The 16282-nt window shown below is 65.0% G+C and carries 14 protein-coding genes; 10 read left to right on the forward strand and 4 right to left on the reverse strand.

What is annotated here, in order from left to right:
* Positions 1-132: 132 nt before the first annotated feature.
* From EU800_RS01590 to EU800_RS01600, 3 genes are all read left to right on the forward strand, one after another.
* Positions 133-984, forward strand: coding sequence for an ABC transporter substrate-binding protein (locus tag EU800_RS01590; protein ID WP_129627827.1), 852 nt, complete (start codon positions 133-135; stop codon positions 982-984).
* Between the two features lie 70 nt (positions 985-1054).
* Complete coding sequence (locus EU800_RS01595; protein WP_129627829.1) at positions 1055-1993, forward strand: amino acid ABC transporter permease; 939 nt, start codon at positions 1055-1057, stop codon at positions 1991-1993.
* Positions 1990-2766, forward strand: a complete 777-nt coding sequence (locus EU800_RS01600) for an amino acid ABC transporter ATP-binding protein (RefSeq protein ID WP_129627831.1) — start codon at positions 1990-1992, stop codon at positions 2764-2766. The genes EU800_RS01595 and EU800_RS01600 overlap by 4 nt, the downstream gene beginning before the upstream one ends.
* Here the strand turns inward: EU800_RS01600 and EU800_RS01605 are convergent, their stop codons facing one another.
* From EU800_RS01605 to EU800_RS01615, 3 genes are read right to left on the reverse strand one after another with little or no spacing between them, the layout of a single operon-like run.
* Entirely contained in the window at positions 2767-3708 is a 942-nt protein-coding gene (locus tag EU800_RS01605) for an ornithine cyclodeaminase family protein (RefSeq protein ID WP_129627833.1), read from the reverse strand.
* A gap of 15 nt (positions 3709-3723) precedes the next feature.
* Positions 3724-4431 (reverse strand): GntR family transcriptional regulator, encoded by a 708-nt coding sequence (locus tag EU800_RS01610; protein ID WP_129627835.1) that lies wholly within the window; start codon positions 4429-4431, stop codon positions 3724-3726.
* 18 nt (positions 4432-4449) lie between these two features.
* Positions 4450-5454, reverse strand: coding sequence for an SIS domain-containing protein (locus tag EU800_RS01615; protein ID WP_129627837.1), 1005 nt, complete (start codon positions 5452-5454; stop codon positions 4450-4452).
* A gap of 141 nt (positions 5455-5595) precedes the next feature.
* Between EU800_RS01615 and EU800_RS01620 the strand changes: the two genes are divergently transcribed.
* From EU800_RS01620 to xsc, 7 genes are all read left to right on the forward strand, one after another.
* Entirely contained in the window at positions 5596-6462 is an 867-nt protein-coding gene (locus EU800_RS01620) for a PfkB family carbohydrate kinase (RefSeq protein WP_129627839.1), read from the forward strand.
* A gap of 299 nt (positions 6463-6761) precedes the next feature.
* Complete coding sequence (locus tag EU800_RS01625) at positions 6762-7700, forward strand: NAD(P)-dependent oxidoreductase (protein WP_129627841.1); 939 nt, start codon at positions 6762-6764, stop codon at positions 7698-7700.
* A 100-nt stretch (positions 7701-7800) separates the two neighbouring features.
* Positions 7801-8607 carry an IclR family transcriptional regulator gene (locus EU800_RS01630; RefSeq protein WP_129627843.1) on the forward strand — a complete coding sequence of 269 codons (807 nt, stop codon included), beginning with the start codon at positions 7801-7803 and terminating at the stop codon, positions 8605-8607.
* Between the two features lie 224 nt (positions 8608-8831).
* Positions 8832-10544 carry a thiamine pyrophosphate-binding protein gene (locus EU800_RS01635; protein ID WP_129627845.1) on the forward strand — a complete coding sequence of 571 codons (1713 nt, stop codon included), beginning with the start codon at positions 8832-8834 and terminating at the stop codon, positions 10542-10544.
* Positions 10545-10615: 71 nt separating this feature from the next.
* Positions 10616-11464: an IclR family transcriptional regulator gene (locus EU800_RS01640; RefSeq protein ID WP_129627847.1), complete on the forward strand. Its 849-nt coding sequence runs from the start codon at positions 10616-10618 to the stop codon at positions 11462-11464.
* A 191-nt stretch (positions 11465-11655) separates the two neighbouring features.
* Entirely contained in the window at positions 11656-12423 is a 768-nt protein-coding gene (locus tag EU800_RS01645; protein WP_129627849.1) for an SDR family NAD(P)-dependent oxidoreductase, read from the forward strand.
* A 67-nt stretch (positions 12424-12490) separates the two neighbouring features.
* On the forward strand, positions 12491-14266 hold the full coding sequence (gene xsc / locus EU800_RS01650) for a sulfoacetaldehyde acetyltransferase (protein ID WP_129627851.1): 1776 nt from the start codon (positions 12491-12493) through the stop codon (positions 14264-14266).
* Positions 14267-14545: 279 nt separating this feature from the next.
* On the opposite strand, the gene EU800_RS01655 is transcribed toward xsc, so the two are convergent.
* A complete protein-coding gene (locus EU800_RS01655) occupies positions 14546-16237 on the reverse strand; it encodes a thiamine pyrophosphate-binding protein (RefSeq protein WP_129627853.1) in 1692 nt (563 codons plus the stop codon).
* Positions 16238-16282 lie beyond the last annotated feature (45 nt).

The following is a 16282-nucleotide window of genomic DNA, read 5'->3' on the forward strand; positions in this document are numbered from 1 at the left end:
CCCGAAACATCCGCGTGTTCCAGCGGTATCTCACACGGAGTTCTTGACGGATACAATTGCGATGTGAGAACGTTACCACATGTTCTCTGAAGCAACGAAACCAAACCTGCCGACAAACCAAGGAGACCAGGGATGATGAAGACGACACGCGTGGCCGCAATCACCGCGATCATGGCCGTTTCCGCGCTGCCGGGCCGGGCGGAAATGATCGAGGCGCTGAACGCGGCGCTTCCGGACGATTACAAGGACGGTATCAACGTGGCCGTCTTCAACGACTGGCCCCCCGACGAATTCATCAAGGACGGCGAGCTTGTCGGCTGGAGCGTCGATATCGCGAAGGAGATGGAGGAACGTCTCGGCGTACCCTTCACCTATGTCGGCACCAGCTTTGACGCGATCATCCCCGGCCTGATCGGCAAGCGCTTCGATGCGGGTTTCTCGTCTTTCGGCAGCACGCCCGAGCGGCTGACCCAGCTCGATTTCGTGGCGCAGCGCAAGATCGGCACCGCCTTCGGTCTGCCGGTGACGACCGATTACGACGTCACCACCGAAACCGATGCCTGCGGCCGCACGGTGGCTGTGATTTCCGGGTCCTGGGACAACCAGCTTCTGGACAAGCTGAGCCAGGAGAAATGCGTCGATGCCGGCCTGCCCGCAGTCGACATCCAGCAGCACCAGAACCAGAACGCCGCCGAGCTCGCCGTTCGTTCGGGGCGTGCCGACGCCACGCTCGCAAGCTCTGCGAAGATGGCCTACATGGCGCAGCAGACCGGCGATTTCCGGGTCTCGTCGCTGGTCCTCGATCCCGTCTACAGCAATATCGGGATCCGCAAGGGCGACCCGCTCGGACCGGTGATGACCGATGCGATCCAGAGCATGATCGATGACGGCACATACAAGGCGATCATGGAGAAGTGGAACCTTGCCGATAGCGGAATGCTGGACCACGCTGTCCTGATCACGGAAGAGAACCCTCAGGAGTAGACAGGCAGTCGCTCTGATCTCAAGGCGCCGGCGCGACAGCCGGCGCCGATTACGAACGCTGGAACGACCAATGAGCAAGACATCGGAGCGGGTGGTTTCAGGCCGACCGGATATCCACGTGGTCAAACCGATCCCCGTGCGGAGCTACGGCCAGTGGGCCGGAGCGGCAGTTCTTCTGGTCTTCGCGGCGCTCTTCCTGAAGAACCTCACCACCAACCAGAACATGCAGTGGCCGGTCGTCAGGCAGTACCTGTTCCACCCCGACATCCTGTCGGGCCTCGGCATGACGATCCTGCTCACGCTCCTGGCGATGGTGATTGGGCTGAGCATCGGCATCGTCCTCGCCATCATGCGGCTTTCGTCGAGCCCTGTGTTCCAAGGCGCGAGTTGGGTCTGGATCTGGTTCTTCCGGGGGGTTCCGCCGCTCGTACAGCTCATCCTCTGGTACAACCTCGCGCTGCTGATCCCTGAAATATCGATCGGAATTCCCTTCGGACCGAAGTTCGCCACCTGGGACACCAACGACCTGATCACTCCTTTCAGCGCCGCGATCCTTGGCCTCGCCTTCACGGAGAGCGCCTATGCCGCCGAGATGCTGCGCGCCGGGATCCAGGCGGTGAGCAGCGGCCAGGTCGAGGCCTGTGCCTCGCTCGGCATGACCCGCAGCCAGACCCTTCGCCGCGTCATCCTGCCGCAGGCCCTGCGCATCGTCATTCCGCCGATCGGCAACGACACGATCTCGATGCTGAAATTCACCTCGCTGGTCAGCGTCCTCGCGCTGCCAGACGTGCTCTATTCGGCGCAGATGGTCTATGCCCGGACCCATCAGACCATCCCGCTGCTCGTCGTCGCCACGATCTGGTATCTGGTGCTGACGACCGTGCTGACCTTCGGCGAGCATTTCGTCGAGCACCGTCTCCATTCCGGCACCCCCCTGTCGCTGCGGGAGATGTTGCGCCGGCTGGTCGTGACCGTTCCCTTCCGGCGCCAGAAGGAGATCGCATCATGACCGAACCGCTGCTGAAGGTCGAACGCCTCCGCAAGAGTTTCGGGTCGAACGAGGTCCTGGCCGGCATCGATCTCGAGGTGCACGAGCGCGATGTGATGTGCATCGTCGGACCCTCTGGGTCCGGCAAATCCACCTTGCTCCGCTGTCTGAACCACCTCGAGAAGCCGACCAGCGGGATCATCTTTCTTCGCGGCGAGCCGATCGGGCTCCGCTGGAAGGGAAACCGGCTCCACGAGATGACATTCGACGAGCTCTCTCGCCAGCGCAGGCGCATGGGCATGGTCTTTCAGGGGTTCCACCTCTTCCCGCACAAGACCGCGCTGGAAAACGTGACCGAGGCGCCAATCATCGTCAAAGGGCTCCGGCCCGATGTCGCCCGGGCCGAGGCAATGGAGATGCTGGAGAAGGTCGGGCTGGCCGACCGCGCCGACTATTTCCCGCGCCAGCTCTCCGGCGGACAGCAGCAAAGGGTCGCCATCGCCCGCTCGCTTGCGATGAAGCCGGAGCTGATGCTGTTCGACGAGCCGACCAGCTCGCTCGACCCGGAACTGGTCGGCGAGGTCCTGGCGACCATGCGCCAGCTCGCCGACGAGGGCATGACCATGGTCGTGGTGACCCACGAGATGCTGTTCGCCCGCGATGTGGCAGACCACCTCATCTTCATGGACGGCGGCGTGATCGTCGAGCAGGGCGACCCGAAACAGGTCCTGACCCGGCCACGGCACGAGCGGACCCAGTCCTTCCTGGCGCGGGTTCTTCCCGAGGCGGTTTGATCAGTCGGACAGACGCGCACGCAGCGCCTCGGCCGTGAAGAGGTCGAGATGCGCGCCCCCGACATTCTTGCAGATCGTGATCTCGTCGGGAGTGCGGCGGCCGGGATGACGGCCCTGAACGAGGTCATAATAGTCGGCCAGGACGGCGTCCCAGCCGATCACCCCCGCCGCCACCGGCTGGGCAAGGTCCCCTGCCCCCTCCATGCCGCTTCGGGTGTCGACGAAGAGGCTGCTGCGCCTCATCGCGTCGTCGTCGGTCTCCCGCATGTCCGGGAGATATGCGCCGACCAGGTCGAGATGGGCGCCGGGTTTCAGGAGCGCTCCCTTCACGAGTGGCGCGCGGGACATGGTCACGCAGGAGACGATGTCCGCCTCCGCCACCGCCTCGTCAAGCGCGCGCACCGCCGAGATCTCCACGCCGGGGAGCGCGACGCGCCGGACCAACGCCTCCGCCCTGGCCGCCGTCCTGTTCCAGATCAGGATCCGGCGAATCGAAGGGCGCGCCGCACAATGGGCGGCCATCACATGCGGTGCGAGCCCGCCTGCGCCGACGACCAGCAGCGTCTTGGCATCCTCGCGTGCAAGCAACCGGGCCCCCAGACCGGAATCGGCCGCCGTCTTGCGCAGCGTCATCGCCTCGCCATCCGCAACAAGGCGCGGCCCGCCGGTCGCGGCGTCGAAGACGGCGACGAGGCCCTGGACACTCGCCTGCGGCGGATCGAGGGAGAGGTTTCCCGGAAACACCCCGACAAGCTTTGCCGCAATGGTGCCCCCGGGCTTCCAGCCGAGCAGGCTCACGAACTGGTTTCCCGAGCCGTCTGGCGACTCCATCACGAGAGGGGCGCTTGCGGGTTGACTGCCGGCATGGGACCGGCGCAGCGCCTCGATCAGATACGGGTAGTCCAGCAGGTCATGGATCTCTTCGGCCGTGACAAGGCGCATACCGGTCCCCTGTTCCTAGCAGCTGAGCGAGTAAGTGATGAGATGCGCTGGCGTCACCAGCCGCGAGAACGAAATCACGGCGCCCTTGGCGTCGCGCACGGTCTTGTCGATGCGAAAGACCGGCTGAGTCGGCCCGATCCCGAGAAGGCGCCGCTCGGCCGGTGTCGCAAAGGAGACGTTGAGGATCCGGTCGGCCGCCGAGGGCTCCGGACCGCCACTGTCGCGGAGAGCCTGAAAGAACGAGCCACCTGCGCGGATGGGGCCAATGACGCCCGCCATTGCCGCCGAATCGAGATAGAGCGTCTCCAGCGTGAATTTCCGTCCATCGACCGAAATCAGTCGGTCGACCCGCGCCAACGGCCCGGCCTCGAGGAGGGCCTCCGCGGTGTCGTCGCGGGCCCGTTCGTCGAAACCGATGATCTCGTGCCGGACATCGCCCTCGGCCTGAAAGGCATCCGAAAAGCCAGAGAACGAGACCAGCGTCTGCCGGACTTTCCGACGCGCCACGACCGTGCCGCGGCCTTGTTGGCGGATCAGCAGTCCCTCGTCGCAGAGCTCTCCGACGGCACGCCGCAGGGTGATCCGGCTCACGCCCAGCTCCGCGCAGAGGTCCGGCTCGGGCGGGAGGAAATCACCCTCGCCGAATTCCCCGTCGGCGATCCGTTCCGCGAGGCTCTGCTTCACCTGGGCATAGAGCGGAGCGATGTTGTCATTGGTCGCCAAGGTCGCGCGCGTCTCCGGTCAGTAGTCGTGCAGCTTCTTCATGTATCGCCGCGCTTCCAGCATCTCGTGGTCCCGCAGGTCCGCGATCTTATAGGCGAAACGCCAGAGCGTGTCGAAAAAGATCAGCGGCGCGAAATTGCCGTGAAACGCAGGGTCGATCCCGCTGAGGTCGAGTGTCGCAGCATCGAGCACGAGCACGTTTTCCTGCGCTCCGAAACGGTTCAGGAAGGTCTCTGCGCGCTCGGTCAGCGGGCGCGTGCTGTCGAGCCCCATGAAGAGGATGAACGCGGCCTCCCGGTCGAGGATCTCGAAGGGCCCGTGGAAGAACTCGTTGGCATGGATCGCTTGCGAATTGATCCATTGCATCTCCATCAGCACGCAGATCGAAAAGGAATAGGCCGCACCGTAGTCCGCGCCGCTGGCCATGGTGTAGACCACATCCTTTTTCGCCAGACGCGGTGCATAGGCGTCGAAATGCGGCGCGAAGCATTCGTGCGCGCGGTCGATGGCGTCCTGGAAACCGCCGAGCGATGCGAGCAGCGTATCGAGCTTGTCGACACCATCGAAGATCTTCACCAGGCCGAGAACGATCTGGTAGATCCGCGCGTAGTTGCTGTCCTTTGCGTCGATCGGAACACCGGTCGTATAGGGCGCCTCGAAACCGACGACGCAGTCACCCGCCTTGCCAAGCGGAGAGTCCGGTTCCGTGGTCAGCACAACGGTATACGCCCCCGCCGCCCGGGCAAATTCGGTGGCCGCGACCGTTTCCCGCGTCGTGCCGGTCATCGAGCAGAGTATCACCAGCGCGTTCGGCGTCAGCCGCCGCGGGGCGCGCGCGGTGAATTCCGCGGCGTTGTAGACATCCGACGCAAGCACGGAAGAATACTGATCGAGCATGAACTTCGCGGGATACATGATCGAAAGCGATCCGCCGCAGGCGACGAAGAACACGTGATCGATCTTGCGGTCTTCAATTCGTCCGAGCGCCTGCGCGACAATGGAATCGAGAGCGACGGTAGACATCAGGGGCCCCTCAATCGTTATATGACGTATTAATACGTATTGCTCTATTCTTGCGAGGCGTCAACCTATCCCGAAGCCGACTTGACAGATTCAAACGACGTATGAGAAGGTTCTCACATCTGGCTGAGATACGGAAGTGGCATGCTGAAGGTCGTCGCATTCGGGGACAATGTTGTGGACTGCTACGCAGATCGCTCAGTGATGTATCCCGGTGGAAACGCACTGAATTTCTCGGTTTTCATCCGCCGTTTCGGCGGTGAGGCGGCCTATGTCGGCGCGGTCGGCACGGACGACGCCGGTCGGCACATACGCGACAGCCTGGTCCTCGAAGGCGTCGACGTCTCGCGGCTGCGGGAATGCGACGGAAACTCCGCCTTCTGCCTGATCGGCAGCCACGACGGCGAGCGCGAATTCATCGGTGCGGATCTGGGCGTCTCGATCATCGCGCCGGATGCGGGCGACCTCGCACTCATCGGCACGGCCGACGCCGTTCATACCGGACGATCGAGCCATGTCGAAACGCATCTTGCCGATTTCGCCGCCCGGACACGTCTTTCCTTCGACTTTGCCGTGGTCCGCGATCCCGAGCGCATTGCCCGACTGGCCCCCCTGTGCTTTCTGGCCAGCTTCTCCGGAGGCGACATGTCGCAGGATGATGCCGAAGGGTTTCTGGAACGGACACGCGCGGCAGGCGCCACCTGGGTTCTCGTGACGCGCGGTGAGGCAGGCGCATTGCTTGCAGGCCCTTCCGGGCATTTCGCGACGCCGGCCGTGCCGACAACTCTTGTCGACACGCTCGGAGCCGGAGACACCTTCATCGCGCGCACGCTCTATGGCCTGCTTCGCGGCGAGGCGCCGGAGCAGACGCTGCTGACCGCTGCGCACGAGGCCGCCAAGACTTGCGGCCATCTGTGTGCATTCGGACACCCCGCCCCCATGGCGGTGGATCGCTCTCGCGCGAGATCGCTGTCGGAGATCTACGGCGCCGAGAACGATATCCGCGCCTGAGCAAGCCGAGCCTGCAGGTTCGGAGGGATCGGTCGAGCCGATCTTGCGGTCTTTGCCGGTCTCACGAATTCGCTCCCCTGCCCCCGCTCTCGTGGCCGCGCCGACAAGCCGGGAGATCCATCCGCGTGACCGGAAACCGGACCCTGTCCGCCTCGCGAACGGAGTAACGACCATCTCCGCTTGCAAACAATTTTGAAACTGTGTTTTAAATATTGAGAAGGCAGTGGCACTGGCGTTGCGCGCCTGCCGTGCCCCCTAGTGCCGGGCTTCCAGCCACCGGATCGCCAAAGAGGTAATCGATGACACCAGCGTCGGAAAAGATTCTCATCACGGGTGCGACCGGCTTTCTGGGGTCATGGAGCATTGCCGGCCTCGTCGATCGCGGGATTCAAGTGGTGGCAAGCGATATCAGCACAGACTACCGGCGTCTCGCGCTGCTGAAACCGGACTTGCCGCCGGACCTGGTCACGTTCCGCACCTGTGACGTGACCGATGCCGATGGGCTCGCGGCGCTGGTCGCCGAGACCCAACCGACCGGAATCATTCACCTCGCGGCGCTCCAGATCCCGCAATGCCGCAAGACGCCGGCGCTTGGAGCCGCGATCAACATTGGCGGACATATCAACGTCTTCGAGGCGGCGCGCGCACAGGGAATCGACAGGATCGTCTACACGAGTTCGATCGCAGCGAAGCCGCGCGGGCCGGCCAATGCGCCCTCGAATCTCTACGGCGTGTTCAAGAAGACGGATGAAGAGATCTCGCGCCTCTACTGGGAAGACTACCGGGTGCCGAGCCTTGGACTTCGGCCCTATGTCGTCTACGGGGTCGGGCGAGACGACGGCGAGACCTCGGCGATCACCCGCGCCATCGAGGCGGCGGCGCTTGGCCGGAGCTACGAAATTCCTTTCTCCTCCCGAAGCTGCTTCCAGTTCGCCGCCGACGTGGCGGATGTCTTCTGCCGCGCCGTCCTGTCCGACTGGGACGGAGCGCTGATCTCCGACGTGACGGACACCGTCCATGGAACCGAGGATGTCGTCGCCGCGATCCGGGAAGTCGTCCCGGGCGCGGAAGTGACCTGTGCCGAGACGGTGCGCATCTCGCCGGCGGACGGGTTCGACACAGCGCCGCTGCGGGCTGTGATCGGCGATGTCCCGGAGACGCCGCTCAGGGAAGGGATCCGCAGCACTGTGGCGCTCTATCGGCAGATCGCGGCGAGCCAGAGTGCCGCTGCCCCGTGATGTCGCGGTGCCAGCGCTCCACCAGAATGCAATTGTACCCTTCCGAAGGCCGGCAGTTCGTGTGAACGTGGCTTTCACGGCATTGTGACGGGGAACCGGATTGATCAAACGCAAGGAAGCGCCGTCGGCGGAAAGCGGCGAGAAGGACTATCGGATCAACTCCGGTCTGGCGCGCGGGCTGTCGGTTCTCAAGGCGTTCGGGCCGGACAACCGCCCGATCGGCAACGCGGAGATTGCGACGCGGGTGAAACTGCCCAAGGCAACGGTGTCGCGGCTGACCTTCACGCTCACTGAACTCGGCTATCTCCAGCACGACGAGGAGACCGGCCGCTATTCGCTCGGCCCCGCCGTCCTCACCCTGGGCTATGACGTGATGGCGCAAATGGAAATCCGCGACATCGCTCGGCCCTACATGCAGGAACTCGCGGAATACGCGGATGCCAGTGTCTATCTCGGTATCCCGAGCGGCACGGAGATCATCTATGTCGAGGCCTGCCGGACGCCGGCTTCCATGGCGATCCGGCTCGGCGTCGGCTCGCGCATCCCCATGATCAGCACGGGAATGGGGCGCGCCTACCTGGCTGCGCTGCCGGAAGCGGAACGCGAGGCGCTTCTGTCCGAGATCGCGCCCAAACATGGCGACGACTGGCCGCGGGTCGAGGCGTCGGCGCGGAAGGCGCTCGCTTTCGCGCTGGAATCGGGTTTCGCGCTCAGCGACGGCGACTGGATCGCCGAGGCGAACTCCGCCGGAGCGGCGATCCGGAGGGCCGACGGCTACCCGGTCTATGCGCTGAATGTCGGCGGGCTGCGATCCATCGTGACAAGCGAACGGCTCAAGGCCGATCTCGGGCCACGACTGCTCGAGATCGCGGGAAAGATCGAAATCGTCGCGCGCGGCATGCTCTAGCCATTCCACATCCTCTATGACCGGCGGCCAAGGCCGCTTGCTTGAAGAACAGGTCCGGCCTTTCGGACCTGCGGCGGCCGATTTGTGGCGCCTGTCAGTGTCACCGCGTTCCACGACGACACAAAAGTGCTTATTGCAAAACGTAATTGCGTATATCAGAATTATTAGAACAAAGAATCAGCGTCGCGGTGCGGCGCCGGCAAGCGCTTGAGGAGGAACGCGGCGTGAGAACCAATGAAGGTGTGATTTCGACATTCATCGAGGCGGGCATCACGCGTGGCTTCACCCTGCCGGGGCTCGGGATCACCTGGTCGCTCCCCGCGTTCCACGATCGGAAATCGGAGTTCGACCTTGTCCTCGCGCGAACCGAACAATCTGCCTCCGTCATGGCGCAGGTGGCCGGCAAGCTGACCGGCAGGCCGGGCCTGCTCATGGCGCAGGGGCCTTTCTCGACCACCACCGGCGCCTTCGGCATCCTCGAGGCCTATTTCTCCTCGTCGCCCATGGTGATCATGACCGACACGTCCTGCTATGACGGTTTCGCACAGATGGGCGTCTACCAGACGATGACGGGCGATTACGGGGCCGGAGATGCCTTTGCCGTGCTCAAGACCATGACCAAGTTCGCCACTTATGCCACCACCCCGGCCGAGGCGATCTATGGCACGCAGCTTGCCATCAAGCACGCCATCACCCCGCGCCAGGGACCGGCAGCGATGGTGATGCGGACGAATATCATCAAGCAGGAGGTGCCCGACGATCTGCGGGCGACGCTCTATCCGACCGAAGGTTACCTGCGCCACACGCCGATGGTGCCCGACGCAGAGGCGCTCGCCGGTATCGCCACGGCGCTGAAACGTGCGAAAACGCCGGTCATCATTGCCGGCAACGGCATCTACATGAGCCGGTCGGGCCACAAGCTCCAGGAATTCGCAAGCCGGGACGGCATCGGCGTGGCGACCAGCTATCACGGCAAGGGCACGATCGACGAGACCACCGACATCGCGGTCGGGATGATGGGCACCTGGGCCTCTGCCGCCGCCAACCGGATGGTCCAGGCCGCCGACGTGATCCTTGTTCTGGGGTGCAGCCTCGGGCCGGAATACACCCGCTTCCGGGACGCCAGGATGATGCGGCCGGGAGAGCAGACCATCCTCCAGGTGGATATCGACCCGTTGCAGGCCGGCTGGGTCCTTCCGGTCGATCAGGCGGTCACGGCGGACGTGTCCGACGTACTAGACTACCTGCTGGGAACCACAGCGCAGGACGACGCGACCGTCGACGCCCGCAAGGCCCGGATTGCCGCAATCAAGTCCGAAAACGACTATGGCGTGCTGCCGCACTATGCGACCCGCCCCGGCACCGTCCACTATGCGGACATCATGCGGTCGCTCGGTGACTTCCTCGGGCCGGAGGATCTCCTGACCCTCGACGCCGGCACCAACCGGATCTGGGCAACCTCGCGCCTGCCGCTCCGCCACCCCCACCAGCTGGTCGCACCCGGCGGCATCGGCGGGATGGGGTGGAGCACACCGGCTGCGACCGGCGCCAAGCTGACCTGTCCGGACAAGCGCGTGACTGGGGTCATCGGCGACGGCGGCTTCGTCATGACGATGGATGCCATCGCGACCGCCAGCGAACACGGGCTCGACGTCGTCTATGTCGTCGCCAATAACGCCGGTCTCGGCATGGTCCGGGACAATCTCGGCAACCAGGCTATTGGCGTCGACTTCGCGGACCACGACTTCACAAAGGTGGCCGAAGGGCTCGGCGGCTCCGGCCTGACCGTGACCGAGGCTGATCAGATCGGCGACGCCCTGCGCGAGGCCCATTCCCGCGGTGGCCCGGTGGTTGTCGACATCAAGGTCGACCCGGCTGCAAGCCATAGGGATTGCTCGGATTACGCGGAGCTTCCGGAACTCGCTCCCGCAACCTGAGCAAAGTCGCAGCCATTCCGGACCGTCCGATATCCGGTGACTCGGCGGTCCGGCCGCGATAGAGGTCGAGCATGAACGACGATCCCCAGAATGACCCGCCAAAGCGACGCAGGGGCCGGCCGCGCCAGGACATCGGCGCGGCTGCCTTGAACGACGACCGGCCCTTTGTCAGTTCGCTCGCACGCGGCATGTCGATCCTCCGGGCATTCCGTGCCGAGGACAGGGTGCTGGGAACCCAGGCGATCGCCGAGCGCACCGGCCTTCACAAGACGACTGTCTCGCGGCTCCTGGGCACGCTCACCAAGTTGGGATACCTGCGCTACATGCCGGAATACGGCAAATACGCGGTCTCGAACCAGGTCCTGACGCTCGGTTACGCGGTAATGGGACGCTTCGGCTTCGGCGAACTGGTCCGCAGCCGGATGGAGGACATTGCCGCTCAGGGCGATTGTGTCGTCGCCCTGAGCGTGCGCGACAGGCTGGATATGATGTTCGTCGAACTGATCCGGCAGCCTGCCGCCATATCCTTGTCGCTGAATGTCGGTTCGAGGATCCCGATGGCTGAATCGGCGCCGGGCCGGGCCTATCTGTTCGCGGCCGACGACGCGCTTCGCGATGAGGTGTTGAAAGATCTTGCAGCCTTCCATGGCGACGCGTGGAAGGCCGGCAAGGAAGCCGCGCTCATGGCCGCGCTCGCGCGCATCCGGGAGACCGGGCACTCGGACTCCTTCGGGGACTGGAAGCCTGAGCACAATGCGATCGGCATTCCCCTGCACGATCCGTTGACCGGCGACATCTACACGCTCAGCGTCGGTGGAAACGCGGCACGACTCTCCCCGGAAAGGCTCCGTCGCGAGCATCTTCCCAAACTTCTCGCCGCCGCGCAGGACATTGCGGCGCTCGGCGGCGGCGCCTTCTGAGCCGGCCTTGACGCGCTTGCCCCGGTGCCCCGGACGCGCAGCCTTCGGTCAGGTTTACCGGTATCTGTCGCAGCGCGCTCAAGATTTCGGCGGCTCATCCATAATTTTGCATTGTGGAATTTAATTCCGATATATACAACTTTCGCCAAGAGGACAGACATGCTGCGGCAGCCGTGGGAGGACAACGCGACATGAGCCAACTTGAGGGAAAAACGGCGCTTGTCTCGGGCGCGGCGGACGGTCTTGGCGAGGCAATTGCCGCCCGGCTTGCCGCCGAGGGTGCCCGCGTCGCGGTGCTCGACCGGAGCGCCGAGGCGATCGAGCGTTCGGCGGCCCGCCCCGAGATGGCGGGGGTGCATTTCGAGCAGGTGGACCTCTGTGATGCCACCGACATCGCGGCGGCGCTGGACCGGCTCGATGCCGCTGGATTTGCCTTCGACATCCTGGTCAACAATGCCGGCGGATCGCTGCACACCCCGCGCGCCTTCGTCGAGGAAACCGACGACGACTGGGAGCGCGTGATGACCCTCAACGTGACCGCGGCGGTGCGCCTGACCCGGGCGGTCGTGCCGGGAATGGTCGACCGCCGCTACGGAAGGATCATCAACCTCGGGTCCAAGGCCGGGCGTTATGGCAGCCTCTTCACCGGCGCGAACTACGTCGCGGCCAAGGGCGCGATCCAGTCGATGACCCTGCAACTTGCGCAGGAATTCGGACCCTACGGGATTACCTGCAACGCGGTGTGTCCGGGCGCGACGCTGACGCCGCGGGTCGAGCGCCTGCTCAGCGAGCGGCAGACGCCCGAGGAGCGGGCCAGGGTTCTCGAATCGATCCCCGTGCGCCGCCACGGCACGGTCGGGGACGTGGCCCACGCCGTCTCGTTCTTCGCGTCCGGAGAGTCCGGTTTCATCACCGGGCAACTGCTTGACGTGAATGGCGGCCAGGGAATGTGCTCGTGACCGGACTGGTCCGGAAATTTCGCCTTCTGCCGCCGCGGCGGCGCAATGACATGACAGGAGCTTTCCAATGAAGATGACGACGGAAGAAGCCTTTGTGAAGGTGCTGCAACGCAATGGGATCGAGCATGCCTTCGGCATCATCGGGTCGGCCTTCATGCCGATTTCCGACCTTTTCCCCAAGGCGGGCATCACCTTCTGGGACTGCGCCCACGAAGGGTCCGGCGGCATGATGGCCGACGGCTACACGCGCGCCTCCGGAAAGATGTCGATGATGATCGCCCAGAACGGCCCCGGCATCACCAATTTCGTGACCGCGGTGAAGACCGCCTACTGGAACCACACTCCGCTGCTTCTCGTTACCCCGCAGGCCGCCAACAAGACCCTGGGCCAGGGCGGCTTTCAGGAAGTGGAGCAGATGGCGCTCTTCAAGGACATGGTGGCCTATCAGGAAGAGGTCCGCGACCCTTCCCGCATGGCCGAAGTGCTTAATCGCGTGATCCAGAATTCGCGCCGCGCCTCGGCGCCGGCGCAGATCAACGTGCCGCGGGACTTCTTCACCCAGGTCGTCGATATCGAGCTCCCGCCGATCATCGATTTCGAACGCCCTGGCGGCGGCGACGCGGCAATCCGCGCCGCGATCGAGCTGCTCGACACCGCGAAGTTCCCGGTGCTCCTGAACGGCGCCGGCGTTGTGCTGGGCGATGCCATTCCCGCCGCCATGGCGCTGGCCGAACGGCTCACGGCGCCGGTCTGCTGCGGCTACCAGCACAATGACGCCTTCCCGGGCGCGCACCCGCTCTTCGCCGGGCCGCTCGGCTATAACGGCTCCCGGGCGGCGATGGAACTGATCGCGCAGGCCGACGTCGTGCTCGCCCTCGGCACGCGGCTGAACCCGTTCTCCACCCTGCCCGGCTATGGCATCGAATACTGGCCGACGAATGCAAAGCTCATCCAGGTGGACATCAACCCGGCCCGCATCGGCCTGACCAAGCCGATCTCGGTGGGGATTGTCGGCGATGCGAAGAAGGTCGCCCACGCGATCCTTGCCGGCCTGTCGGACACCGCCGGGGACGCCGGGCGCGAGGAACGCAAGGCCACCATTGCGCAGACCAAATCCGCATGGGCGCAGCAGCTCTCCTCGATGGACCACGAAGAGGACGATCCGGGCACGACCTGGAACGAGCGCGCGCGCGCCGCAAGGCCCGAATGGATGAGCCCCCGCATGGCATGGCGCGCGATCTCTGCGGCCTTGCCGCAGGACGCGATCATCTCCTCCGACATTGGCAACAACTGTGCCATCGGCAATGCCTATCCGACCTTCGAACAGGGGCGGAAATACCTCGCCCCCGGCCTCTTTGGGCCTTGTGGCTACGGCCTGCCCTCCATCGTCGGCGCCAAGATCGCCTGCCCCGAGACACCGGTCGTGGGCTTCTCGGGCGACGGGGCGTTCGGCATCGCGGTGACCGAGCTCACCGCCATTGGCCGGTCGGAATGGCCGCCGATCACCATGGTGGTGTTCCGGAACTACCAGTGGGGCGCCGAGAAGCGGAATTCCACGCTCTGGTACGACGACAATTTCGTCGGCACCGAGCTCGACGAAGGGGTCTCCTATGCCGGGATCGCCCGTGCCTGCGGGCTACAGGGCGTTCAGGCGCGCACGATGGACGAACTGACCATGGCGCTGACGCAGGCGCTCGAGGATCAGGCGGCGGGCAAGACCACGCTGATCGAGGCACTGATCAATCAGGAACTCGGCGAGCCCTTCCGTCGCGACGCAATGAAGAAGCCTGTCGCTGTCGCCGGCATCGACCCGGCCGACATGCGGCCGCAAGAGCGCGCCTGACACTTCGCCGCGCCCGGCTCTGAAGGCCGGGCGCGTGCAGGAGAGCGCAGCGTCTGCGACCCTCGTAGCGCCTGGTCAGGTCAATCAGAGAGACCTGCCCCGAAGCGCACCAAAAGATTATTTATATAAATTAGATTACTGCGCCGCATTTCTCATCTTCCGAATGAAGAATCGGCAGCCGTGCCGGAGTCAAGCCCTGGAGATCCGCAAAGTGGTCTCTGGAAATTGGCTCGGGCCGTTCGCGTCGGAGCGCGGCCCGGGTTGGGCCGCGCCGCAGGGTCAGGCGGCCGGGTTCCAGGGCTCCGGCGCGCGGGGATCAATGTCGGTCACCACGTCGATCAGCGCGGGCTTGCGTGCTGCAATCGCGCGTTCAAGGGTCGGTGCGAGGTCGGCCGGGTCCTCGATGCGGATCCCATCGACGCCGAAATCGCGGGCGATCGCCGCGAAATCGGTCGGCCCGAAACGATTGATCTCCTCCGGCGAGCCGCTGCGGCCTTCGTAGAAGGATTTCACCTTGTAGACCCCCTGCCCGAAACCGGAATTGTTGTTGACCACCGTCACCAGCGGGATCTGCCACCGGCGTTGGGTCTCGAGTTCCGGCAGGTGGTAGTAGAACGCACCGTCGCCGGTAAAACAGACTGTTGGACGGTCCGGAGCACCAAGCTGCGCGCCGAGGGCGGCCGGGAAGGACCACCCGAGCGACCCCGCCGCGCGCAGGTAGGATTGGTCGGGGCTTGGAAGGTCGAGCACCGTCGCGGTCCAGATGCCGGAATACCCGGTATCCGCAACCAGCACGCCGTTGGCGGGCAGTGCCTCGGAGATCTCGCGGCAGAGCCGTTCGACGCGGATCGGCCGGGCGTCGGACCGGCGGAAGGGCTCGATCTCGTCGCGCCACGTCGCGAAGACCGACGCGGCATGCTCTGCCCAGCCGGCCCAGTCCGGGTCCGCCGTCACCCTCGCCGCCAGATCGGTCACGGCCTGTCGGGGGCACCCCTGAACGCCGGTCACCCCGGGATAGTTGCGGCCGATCTCCGAACCGTCGAGATCGATCTGGATGATCGCCGTGCCCTGCGCGGGAACGGTGTAGGCATTTGTCGGCTGGTCGCCGGCATGGCAGCCGATGAAGATCACCAGATCCGCCTCGCTGACCAGCCGGTTGCCCGGTGGCGCGGAATAGGTTCCAACGGTACCGATATGCAGCGGATGCGTGGTGGGCACGATGCCGCGCCCGCCAAGCGACGTCGCAACCGGAATACGGCAGGATTCGGCGAACCTGCGCACGGCCTCCTCTGCCCCAGCCTGAATCGCGCCCGCCCCCACGACCATGACCGGCCGCTTCGACGCCGCAAGCCGGGCGGCGGCGGCGTCGATCATTGCCGGCGGCGCCAGCGGCCGGTGCACCGGCAACGCGCCGAGCGCGACTTCCGGCAGAGGCGGCGCGGTGAGCATCCCCCGCTCGATGACTTCACCGCCGAGCCCGTTGAGATCGAGATGCACCGGCCGCGGCGAGCCGTCAGCCGCCATGCGGAATGCCTGAGCCAGCATGCCCGGCAGCTCTCCGACCTCGGACACGTCCATGCTGGCCTTGGTCACCGACGCGAAGAGCGGCGTATGCGGCACTTCCTGATAGGCGTTGCGATAGCGCAGACCGGCTTCCTTGCGGCCGGTAATGGCGACGACCGGCGCGCGGTGCAGATAGGCATCCTGAAGGCCCGCGGCGAGGTTGGCCGCCCCGACCGACTGCGCCATGCAGACTCCGACCTTGCCGCTGACGCGCGCATAGCCATCGGCCATGTAGGCAGCGGCCTTCTCCGAATGCGCAAGGATTCGGGCGATGCCGAGCTCTTCCATTTCGACAAGGGTCGGCCGCAGGATCGCGTCCATGAAAAATACGTGGCTGACGCCGAGGGCGTCGAAGCTCTCGGCGATGTAGCGGGCCCCGGTCGTGACCTGTGGCTCTTCGAACGGCATGCGATCCTGTCCTCCCAAATTGACGCAGCGTCGGCACTAATGAAA

The organism is Tropicimonas sp. IMCC6043 (genome assembly GCF_004146235.1).
Taxonomy (GTDB): domain Bacteria; phylum Pseudomonadota; class Alphaproteobacteria; order Rhodobacterales; family Rhodobacteraceae; genus Tropicimonas.